Genomic DNA, 8,541 nt, shown 5'->3' with positions numbered 1-8,541 from the left:
CCGCGTCTGGGGGGGGGGCCACCACCCGGGCCCCGGGGCCGGCACCCCCGTAACCGCGTCAGCCCGGGGGCCGTTCCCCCCCCGGCACTCCGGGGGGGGGAAACGGCCCCCGGCATGAGGGACCCGGGACGGACCCCGCTGGGTCAGGCGACCGACGGATCGAGCAGCCCGCTGCGCAGACGCTTCAGGATGCGGGTGATCAGACGGGAGACGTGCATCTGCGAGATGCCGAGCTCCTCACCGATCTGGGCCTGGGTGCGCTCCTCGACGAAACGCATGTGGATGATCTGGCGCTGACGGTCGTCGAGGCCGGCGATCAGCGGCGCCAGGGAGTTGAAGTCCTCGACCAGTTCGAGCGCGGGGTCGTCCTCGCCGATGAAGTCCGCGAGGACGCTCTCGCCGTCGGCGCCGTTGTCGGCCGTGAGCGCGGCGTCCAGGGACGAGGAGTTGTAGCCGTTGGAGGCCTTGCGAGCCTCGATGACCTCTTCCTCGGAGAGGGACATCAGCGCGGACAGCTCGCGCGTGGTCGGGGTCCGGCCCAGGCGGGTGCGCAGCTCCTCGGTCGCCTTGGCCAGCTCGATACGGGCCTCCTGCAGACGCCGGGGCACGTGGACCGCCCAGCTGGTGTCGCGGAAGAAGCGCTTGATCTCCCCGACGATGTACGGGACGGCGAAGGAGGTGAACTCGACCTCGCGGGTGAGCTCGAACCGGTCGATCGCCTTGATGAGCCCGATCGTGCCGACCTGGACGATGTCCTCCATCTCGTCCTGGTTGCGGCTGCGGAAACGGGCCGCCGCGTACCGCACGAGGGAGAGGTTCATCTCTATGAGGGTGTTGCGCGCGTACTGGTACTCGTGGGTGCCTTCCTCCAGCACGGCCAGCCGGTCGAAGAACTGACGCGACAGAGTGCGCGCGTCCTTCGGGCTGACCTTCAAAGGCTCGTTGATCAGGGGGAGTGCCTCCCCATCGGCCGTCACCGCACGCCGTGCCGCATCCGTTGCCATCGCTGCCGTCACGGCTGCCATGCGATCCACCCCAAATCGTCCGAAGGAACTGAAGACAGGGCTCGTCTGCCCCGCCCTATGCGAGTCATGCCGGTCGACACCACGAAATTCTTGAACTTCTTCGTGCCGCGGTGCGCCGACGCCGGTTCACGCATCCCTTCCCGCGGGACGGGCCGTCCGGATGCACCCTGTCCCGACGGATGACGGATGACGGATGACGGATGACGATGACAGATGGGTGAAGGCCCGGACCCGTCGCCCGGGTCCGGGCCTTCACCCGCGGGAGTGTCCACCTACGGCTACTGCTGCTCCCCGCCGCTCCGCCCGGTCAGCTGCGCCGCCTGACGCTCCGTCCGGGCGTCGGCGTTCGCCAGGGTTCCGCCGGAGCTCTCGAGGTGGGCGCGCACGAACCACTGGAACTGCTCCAGCGAACGCAGCTGCCCGATGAGGAGGTCCTCGGTCACCGGATCGATCTTGCCGATCTCGGCGACGGCCGCGCGGTGCTCCTCGATGATCCCCGTGTAGACCAGATCGAGGGCGCCGAGATGGGCGATCGCGTCCGCCCTGCCGACGCTGTAGTCGTCCCAGGTGCGCTCGGCCACCAGGGCGCCCGGAGTGCCGTGGGGCACCCCGCCGAGGGCGGAGACGCGTTCGGCGGTGTCGTCGGCCATGCCCCGTACCGAGTCCACCTGCGGGTCGAGCATTTCGTGCACGGCGATGAAATGCGGGCCCACGACGTTCCAGTGGATGTGCTTCAGGGTGAGGGAAAGGTCGTTGAGCGCGTGCAGGCGTGTACGGAGCAGATCGATGATCCTGCCGCCGTCGCTCGTGCTGATCCCGGGAATCGTGTAGTTCGGGGCTGTCGAAGATGCCATGATTTTATTCTTTCTTTCGCGTCGTATTCCCTGCGGGAGTTCTCGGGATGCCGCGTCGACGGCGTGGCTACCAGCGGTACCAGCGCCCACGGCGGCCGCCGGCCACCCCGGGGCGTACCACGAATCCGAGGAGCCGGACGGTCAGCACGATGACAGCGATCCACCACAGGGCCTGGACGGCGAAACCGGCGCCGAAAAGCAGCAGGGCGAGCAGAAGGACCACGGTCAGGGGAACCATCGGTATCGACCTCCAGGACGTCAGGTGCCCCGGTTCCCTTGGGTCACACATTCCCCCGGAGTTCAGAGACGCCTTGTCCGCGCGGAGTCTGACGGGTCGGCGCCGCCGTGTTGCGCGGCGCGGGACGTGCGGCTCGCCGCCTCCTTGCCGCGATCGACCGGGTTCGGCCCGGACAGCGATCCCCTTCGGGCGCGAACGGAGGCCGCGTCGACGATCGCCGAGGTCCGGTGCACCTCGCCCGGGGGCCCGAGTCCGTCCAGCACCGCGCTGTGCGGCCGAGGCCACGGGCCGGCCGCGGTCCGTACCGTGAAGCGGCGATGCGCGGGGGCGGGCGACGTGCCGAACGTCGGCGGCGGACGGCGCCAGGTACAGCCGCTCGTCAGCGCGTACACCACTGCCGTGAACACGGCCCGCTCGTCACACGGAGCGGTCCCACCGTCTTGCCGAGCAGCGACAAGTTCCGAGCCTTGACCGGTGCGGCCGACCTGGCGGCCCGCTCGGCCTTCGCGCGGTGGACCGTACGGGCTTCCTCGTCGACCGGCTGCCGGTGGTCTCAGGATCCCGCGCGGGCCCTGGTGGCGGGGGCTCAATGGCGGCCTCGGGACACGCCGTTGGGACCTGTTCTGAACGGCTGGACTTGGGTGCGGAGACCCCTCGTGGCCCGGCCCAGACGTCATTCGAACGGCTGAACGACTTTCTGGTGACTGGCTCGTTGTCCTGTCGTGAGCATCGTCGATGCGGAGATGAGGAACCGATGAGCCGACAACGCAAGGGGCGCAGGCACCGCACGGTGAACATGACGCCGCGTCCGGTCGGACGGGCCGGGGTACCGCGTGCCGTGCCACCGGTGACGGCCGGTCGTGAGGAAGTGATGGCCGGTCGTGAGACGCCGGCGACCGGGCACGCGGCGCGGGCGACCGGGACCGGTCGTGGGGAGCCGACGGCCGGTGGCGAGGAACCGAACACCGGTGGCGAGGCACCGGCGACCGGTGGCGAGGGCGTGTCGACGGCCGCCCGTGCCCCGCTTCCCGAACAGAGTCAGGGGGACGAGGAGCATCCCGCCGTTCTGCGCAGGGTGCGGGAGAGCGGACTGAGCCGCCATGCGGTGCGTACGTGGGAGCAGTTGGCGAGCGCCGGGGTGAAGGGGTCCGGCCTGGACGAACTCTGCGCGGCCGTCGGCTTCCAGGAAGCCACCGTCCTGCGGCATCTGAAGGGGCTGGCCGACCAAGGGCTCGTCGTGCGGGAGGAGTCTCTCTGGCGGGCGGCCGGCGCGGGCCCGGAGCCGGGAGCGCCGGAGCGCGAAGAAGCGCCCGAGCCCGTCGTCTCCTAGCGACCCCTTCAAGGCGCGCCCGGTGAAGGTCTCTCCTCCGCCGGGCGCGTCCCTGTCCGTCAGATGACCGAGATGCCCGCATTTCTTCCGGGTGGGCGACGAGACCGCCCATGAGGTTGTGTCGGCAGGCGGCTTGGGGGCATCCGGAGGTCACCATCACTTCGGAAGAGGAGACATCATGCTCGGCATCGTCGCGGCGGTCCTGCTGTTCATCGCGTTCCTGATCAATGCCGCCGACATCTCGACGAATGACGTGTTCACGTCAACCAATGTCATGCTCATAGGACTGGCCCTGCTCGCTCTTCACGTCGCGGGCATCGGCAGTGGCTGGGCGGCCCGTGGTCGCAGGCGCTGACGCGGGGCGGGTGGAGGATACGCGAACGCCGGTTCGGCCGTGCGGCTTGACGGGACTTGTGGGGGGTGACTTGCAGTCACGCGGGCCGACGCGAGATGGTTGCCGGAAGGAAACTGTTCTCGTCCTCGGAAAGAAGGTTGTGGGCACGCAGTCACGCGCCCTTGCTCGTGGACACTGCCCAGCAGCATCCCTCCGGCCCGCGCGGTATCGATTCCGGTACGACGTGGGGCGCCGCCCCCTACCCCGTTCTGGTCGCCGATCAGTCCGGTGACGTCGTCGAGGTGAACGCGGCGGCGGCCGTCCTGTTCCCGAGCGCCGTTCCCGGCGCCTGGCTGCGCTGTGTGGTCCCGGCGTGGATCGCGGACGCGCACGCGCGAACCGGCTCCCCCGCCGTGGAGCCCGGGGACGGCATGTCCGGACCTGTCGCGGTGGAGCGCGGGGACACCGAGTCCGGAGCTCCCGCCGTGGACCCCGGGCATGCCGTGTCCGGACCTCCGTCGTCTCCCGTCCACGGACCGGTCGGTGACCGGACCTTCGAGGCGCATCCCACCCGCACGGACGACGGTGACGTGATGTGGTGGCTCGTCGACGACACCGACCGGCGACAGGCCGAGGACGCACTCGCCGGCGAACGCAAGCGCACCGCGTTCCTGGCCGGCGCCTCCACCGCTCTGCTGTCGTCACTGAACGTCGAGCGCTGCATGGAGGTCACCGCCCGCCTCGCCGCCGAACACCTCGCCGACGCCGCCGTGATCGTCGCTCCGCCGCGCGGGCGGCAGGTACCGCTGACCTACTGCGGGCCCGACGGCGACGTCGTGCACCGGCAGGTCCAGGCCGACCTGGAGCAACTGCCCGGCCTGAGTGACGCCCTGCGCGGATTCCCACCCGTACCGTCGCGCTGGATCGACCCGGCCGCCCTTCCGGGGTGGGTCGTCCCCGACCGGTTCACGGATCCGGTCGGCTCCGCCGTCGTGACACCCCTGCCCGGCCACGGCGTACCCGCGGGCGCCCTCGTGCTGCTGCGCTCCGGAGGGCGACCTGCGTTCACCGAGAGCGAGGAGGTCTTCGCCCGCCTCTTCGCCTCCCGGGCCGGGGCCGCGATGTCGGCGGCCCGCATGTACGCGGAGCAGGCGGCCATCACGGCCACCCTGATGCGCGATCTGCTGCCGCCCCAGCTCCACAGCGTGCACGGCGTGGAGTTCGCCGGGAAGTACCTCCCGTCGGGCCAGGCCGACCGCGTGGGGGGCGACTTCTACGACGTCCACCCGGGCACCGACGAGGGGCAGGAATCCTTGGTGGTCCTCGGGGACGTGTGCGGCAAGGGCCTGGACGCCGCGGTGCTCACGGGCAAGGTCCGCAACACGGTGCAGGCGCTGCTGCCGTTGGCCGAGGACCACCAGCGGCTGCTGGGACTGCTCAACGGGGCGCTGATGAACTCCCATCACACCCGCTTCGTCACCCTGGCCCTTGCGTCCGTCGTCCGCAGCGGCGGGACGGTCCGTCTGCGGGTCACCAGTGCCGGACATCCCGCTCCGCTGATCGTCCGGGCCGACGGCGCGGTCGAGACGGTCGAGACGCGGGGGACACTGGTCGGCGCCTTCTGGGACATCAGTTCCACCACGGCCCATGTCGAACTGGCCCCGGGGGAGACCTGTCTGTTCTTCACCGACGGCATCACCGAGGGCAGGGGAGGCCCGCTGGGGAACGAGTTGTTCGGCGTCCGGCGGCTGGAGTCCGCGCTGGCCCGGTGCGCGGGCCTGCCCGCCGAGGCCGTGGTCGAGCACATCCAGATGCTCGCCGCGCAGTGGGTCGGGCGTGGCGGCCACGACGACATGGCGACCGTCGCGATCACGGCACCGCACCACGCGCACCTGAGCGCGGTGAACGGCCACACCCGGGGCAGGTACACCGCATGACAAGTCCGTCCGTCCGCTGCGACGACCGCGAGGGCGCCGTGCTCGCACGTGCCCGCCACCGCCTGTGGACGGCGGTCCGCGCCGGCGACGGACGTGGCGCCTCGGCCGCGGTCTTCGACGCCCTGGGACCCGCCACCGACGCTCAGACGGTTCTGCTCGGCGTGATCGCTCCCGTGCGGGTGAGGGCCGGCGCGGAACGCGCCGCGAACCGGCTGACCGTCGCGCAGGAACACACCGCCACGGCGATCCGCGAGCGGGTCGTCGGCGCCCTCACCCGGCACCCCGGGCACCGGAACGACACCCCGGAGAGCCCCCGCGTCACGGTGGCCTGTGTGGACGGCGAACGGCACGCACTGCCCGCCCGGCTCCTGATCGTCGCCCGCACGCGCCACCTGCTCCTCGACTTCGCGATGGACCTGCTGGCCGGGTGGTTCAAGGACTTCCCGCGGGCCCGCCGGACCCTGTGCCGGGCGCGGGAGGCGCTCGCCACCAGAACGCCGTCACCACAGGTCCCCGGCCATGGAAAGTCCGCATGACCCCTTCGGATCCCACGCCCTTGACGCTCACTGTCGAGACCGAGACCGAGGCCGGCACCGTCCTGGTCCGAGTCGCCGGAGACCTCGACTTCGAGACGTGCGACGAGCTGATGAAGGCCGTCGAGTGGTGTCTCGGCGACCGGCGCGACGCCGGCGAGGAACCGGCCGATCTGCGCGTCGACTTCTCCGGGCTCGGCAGCATCGACTCCATGGGCCTGTCCACGCTGCTGATGATCCGTCGGCTGACGGACCTGGCAGGTGTCCGACTCCATCTGGACGAGCGTCCCGTGGCCCTGGACCGGCTCCTGGGCATCACCGGCACATTCCACCACCTCACCGCGCCCCGCGCCGAGCGCGACGGTGAGCGACGGCCCGGCACGGGCTGACCTTCCGAACGGCTGTACGCGGCCGTCACGCGCCATGGCGAATACGCCGACGCGCCGGAATTTCCGCCGAATGCGATCCGGATAGCAGGGTATTTGCTGCTCTGGAGCACGCTGGAGGCGGTTTCCCCCCTCCCTCGTTCTCCCTCCACCGGGGTTTCCCACGGGTGAGTTCCCGGCGGAGCGAACCGGACACGCAGGAGGAAGAAAAGATGACGATCGAAAGAATTTGGTCGTATGCGCCGCATTTCCGCAGCCCGGAAGCGCAGGACCTCACGGGGTACGCCGTCGAGGCGACCGACGGGACGATAGGGCATGTGGATCGGCAGGCCGACGATTCCGGGATGCGCCACCTCGTCGTCGACACCGGTGTGTGGGTGTTCGGAAAGAGCGTCCTGGTACCCGTGGGCGTCGTCGCCGACATCGACTCGCACACGCAGAAAGTGACGATGACATGCACCAGGGACGAGATCAAGTCGGCGCCGCGGTTCCGGACCGACAGCGAGACCCTGGACCCCGAATACCTCGCTCGCGTCGGCAGCTACTACCGGAGTCTGCCACCGAGGCAGCCCGCCTGATGGCGGCCGCAGAGAGCGATCCCCGGGCCCGGGGCCGCCGGCGGTACGCGGCGCGGCCACCGCACGGCCCGGTCCCACGGAGTGGACGTCGTATCCGCAGGCGTGCATCCGGAGACCCTTCTCGTGCCGGAACGCACACGGGACACGCGATGCCCGTGGTGCCCGGCCTGAAGGGTGTCCCCGCACCAGCAGACCAGAAAGAGTGTTCAGATGCCCGACGAGTTGGAGGCCACCGTCACGTCCGCGGAGGCCCAAGACGCGTTCGTGGTGCGAGTCGGCGGCGACATCGACCACGAGAGCGCGCCCCAACTGGAGGAAGCCCTTGATCTCGCACGACGGGTGGGGGCCGCTCGCACGGTCGTCGACCTGTCGGGGACCGTCTTCGCGGACTCGTCGATCCTGCACGTCCTCCTGGAAGCGCAGCGCGCCCATCGGGCCTGCGGCACGTTCATGGTGGTGTGCGGGCCCTTCAGAGACATCGTCCGGAGGCTGTTCGACGTGACGGGAACGGAAGGGTTCTTCGTCCTCACCGACAGCGTGCGGGCGGCGATGACCGTGCCGGATCCGGCGGTCGGGCGATGAACGCGGCCGGCCTCCCACGGCAAGGTGCGACCCGCGAGGAAACCGTATGAGAGCAGCAGAACGCAGGGACATCACCATCACGGACCAGAACGACGCACTCCAGCGCACGTCTCTCGCCGCGCCGTCCGCCCGGCCGCCGACGACCTCGCCATCGGCGGCTCGGGCGGCCGAGGTGACGAGCCCCGCGTCGGCACGCCGGCATGTGGGGTCACTGGTGCGCCAACACTGGGACCACTGTGACTCCGCCGGTGAGCTGCGTCCGGAGGCCGTCGTCGACCTGCTTCTGGTGGTCTCGGAACTGGTCACGAACGCCATCCGCCACGGTGACGGCCTGGCCGGATTCCGGGCGACGCCGACCGGGGAGGGCGTCCGGCTGGACGTGCGCGACAACAGCGACGTCGTGCCGGCCGGCGCCTTCGGCCTCACGTCGGTTCCCGAGGGGTATCGGCCGAACGGGTACGGATGGCCCCTGATCAACCGCCTCGCCCGCGAGATCACCGTCGAACCCTCCCCGGGCGGCGGCAAGACGATCCGGGTCCTCGTCCCACTGACGTGACGGCGCGTCGGCGGCCGTCGCCGTGTCGCGGCGCCTCGCGGGACCGCGCCTCGCGGGAGACGGACGAGTCCCGTAGGCCGGGAAGGCCGCCCCGTCTTCCCCGCCGCCGCGACCGCCTGCGATGATCGTCGGCGGACCGTGTCCGCGCACGTGGGCGGTCGCCCGCCCGGACGTGTCCGAGCCGGACA

The 8,541-nt window shown here is 70.7% G+C and carries 11 protein-coding genes; 8 read left to right on the top strand and 3 right to left on the bottom strand.

Annotated elements, in window-relative coordinates; genetic code table 11:
* Positions 1-143: 143 nt before the first annotated feature.
* The 3 genes from ACFVTC_RS41745 to ACFVTC_RS41735 form a co-directional block, all read right to left on the bottom strand.
* Positions 144-1,025: an RNA polymerase sigma factor SigF gene (locus ACFVTC_RS41745; RefSeq protein ID WP_390134932.1), complete on the bottom strand. Its 882-nt coding sequence runs from the start codon at positions 1,023-1,025 to the stop codon at positions 144-146.
* A gap of 278 nt (positions 1,026-1,303) precedes the next feature.
* A complete protein-coding gene (locus tag ACFVTC_RS41740; RefSeq protein ID WP_390134931.1) occupies positions 1,304-1,879 on the bottom strand; it encodes a Dps family protein in 576 nt (191 codons plus the stop codon).
* A 67-nt stretch (positions 1,880-1,946) separates the two neighbouring features.
* Complete coding sequence (locus ACFVTC_RS41735; protein ID WP_390134929.1) at positions 1,947-2,117, bottom strand: hydrophobic protein; 171 nt, start codon at positions 2,115-2,117, stop codon at positions 1,947-1,949.
* 754 nt (positions 2,118-2,871) lie between these two features.
* Here ACFVTC_RS41735 and ACFVTC_RS41730 point away from each other — a divergent pair.
* From ACFVTC_RS41730 to ACFVTC_RS41695, 8 genes are all read left to right on the top strand, one after another.
* Positions 2,872-3,447 (top strand): hypothetical protein, encoded by a 576-nt coding sequence (locus ACFVTC_RS41730; RefSeq protein ID WP_390134927.1) that lies wholly within the window; start codon positions 2,872-2,874, stop codon positions 3,445-3,447.
* Between the two features lie 178 nt (positions 3,448-3,625).
* Positions 3,626-3,802, top strand: a complete 177-nt coding sequence (locus ACFVTC_RS41725; protein WP_148014566.1) for a hypothetical protein — start codon at positions 3,626-3,628, stop codon at positions 3,800-3,802.
* A gap of 167 nt (positions 3,803-3,969) precedes the next feature.
* Positions 3,970-5,718, top strand: a complete 1,749-nt coding sequence (locus ACFVTC_RS41720) for a PP2C family protein-serine/threonine phosphatase (protein WP_390134934.1) — start codon at positions 3,970-3,972, stop codon at positions 5,716-5,718.
* Positions 5,715-6,254 (top strand): B12-binding domain-containing protein, encoded by a 540-nt coding sequence (locus tag ACFVTC_RS41715; RefSeq protein ID WP_390134925.1) that lies wholly within the window; start codon positions 5,715-5,717, stop codon positions 6,252-6,254. Before ACFVTC_RS41720 ends, ACFVTC_RS41715 begins: the two co-directional genes overlap by 4 nt.
* Positions 6,251-6,640, top strand: coding sequence for an STAS domain-containing protein (locus ACFVTC_RS41710; RefSeq protein ID WP_390134923.1), 390 nt, complete (start codon positions 6,251-6,253; stop codon positions 6,638-6,640). The genes ACFVTC_RS41715 and ACFVTC_RS41710 overlap by 4 nt, the downstream gene beginning before the upstream one ends.
* 209 nt (positions 6,641-6,849) lie before the next feature.
* Positions 6,850-7,215, top strand: coding sequence for a PRC-barrel domain containing protein (locus ACFVTC_RS41705; RefSeq protein WP_390134921.1), 366 nt, complete (start codon positions 6,850-6,852; stop codon positions 7,213-7,215).
* Positions 7,216-7,425: 210 nt separating this feature from the next.
* A complete protein-coding gene (locus ACFVTC_RS41700) occupies positions 7,426-7,797 on the top strand; it encodes an STAS domain-containing protein (RefSeq protein WP_390134919.1) in 372 nt (123 codons plus the stop codon).
* Positions 7,798-7,843: 46 nt separating this feature from the next.
* Positions 7,844-8,353, top strand: coding sequence for an ATP-binding protein (locus ACFVTC_RS41695; protein ID WP_390134917.1), 510 nt, complete (start codon positions 7,844-7,846; stop codon positions 8,351-8,353).
* Positions 8,354-8,541: the final 188 nt, after the last annotated feature.

The organism is Streptomyces sp. NPDC057950 (assembly GCF_042887295.1).
GTDB classification, from domain to species: Bacteria; Actinomycetota; Actinomycetes; order Streptomycetales; family Streptomycetaceae; genus Streptomyces; species Streptomyces kaempferi.
This window is presented reverse-complemented; position numbering and strand designations above follow the sequence as displayed.

Excerpts from the sequence above, each read along its gene's own strand:
- ACFVTC_RS41700 (WP_390134919.1), top strand. The coding sequence starts at position 7,426 with ATGCCCGACGAGTTGGAGGCCACCGTCACGTCCGCGGAGGCCCAAGAC.
- ACFVTC_RS41715 (WP_390134925.1), top strand. The coding sequence starts at position 5,715 with ATGACAAGTCCGTCCGTCCGCTGCGACGACCGCGAGGGCGCCGTGCTC.
- ACFVTC_RS41705 (WP_390134921.1), top strand. The coding sequence starts at position 6,850 with ATGACGATCGAAAGAATTTGGTCGTATGCGCCGCATTTCCGCAGCCCG.
- ACFVTC_RS41730 (WP_390134927.1), top strand. The coding sequence starts at position 2,872 with ATGAGCCGACAACGCAAGGGGCGCAGGCACCGCACGGTGAACATGACG.
- ACFVTC_RS41745 (WP_390134932.1), bottom strand. The coding sequence starts at position 1,025 with ATGGCAGCCGTGACGGCAGCGATGGCAACGGATGCGGCACGGCGTGCG.
- ACFVTC_RS41695 (WP_390134917.1), top strand. The coding sequence starts at position 7,844 with ATGAGAGCAGCAGAACGCAGGGACATCACCATCACGGACCAGAACGAC.
- ACFVTC_RS41725 (WP_148014566.1), top strand. The coding sequence starts at position 3,626 with ATGCTCGGCATCGTCGCGGCGGTCCTGCTGTTCATCGCGTTCCTGATC.
- ACFVTC_RS41735 (WP_390134929.1), bottom strand. The coding sequence starts at position 2,117 with ATGGTTCCCCTGACCGTGGTCCTTCTGCTCGCCCTGCTGCTTTTCGGC.
- ACFVTC_RS41740 (WP_390134931.1), bottom strand. The coding sequence starts at position 1,879 with ATGGCATCTTCGACAGCCCCGAACTACACGATTCCCGGGATCAGCACG.
- ACFVTC_RS41710 (WP_390134923.1), top strand. The coding sequence starts at position 6,251 with ATGACCCCTTCGGATCCCACGCCCTTGACGCTCACTGTCGAGACCGAG.